Below are 258 nucleotides of genomic sequence, written 5' to 3'. Positions count from 1 at the left end.
CCGACATGGATTCACGCGCATCGCGCGAAGGGCTCTACAACCTCGACCCGAAAGTGCGCTTCTGGGCGACGCCGCCCGTGCACGGCTGCCTCGCACCGTTCGTCGTCCATCCCGCCGCGTTCACCTACAAGCTGCCCGACAACGTGAGCTTCGCCGAAGGAGCCATCGTCGAGCCGCTGTCGATCGGACTTCAGGCCGCGAAGAAAGCGGCCATCAAGCCAGGCGACGTCGCCGTCGTGCTGGGCGCCGGCACGATCG

The 258-nt window shown here is 67.1% G+C and carries 1 pseudogene; it reads left to right on the top strand.

Annotated features, from left to right (window positions below):
• Nucleotides 1-258 (top strand): annotated as a pseudogene (locus SB753_RS38860) (NAD(P)-dependent alcohol dehydrogenase); the annotation flags it as partial.

This window comes from Paraburkholderia sp. SIMBA_053, assembly GCF_046534895.1.
In the GTDB taxonomy this organism is placed as follows: Bacteria; Pseudomonadota; Gammaproteobacteria; order Burkholderiales; family Burkholderiaceae; genus Paraburkholderia; species Paraburkholderia caledonica.
This window is presented reverse-complemented; position numbering and strand designations above follow the sequence as displayed.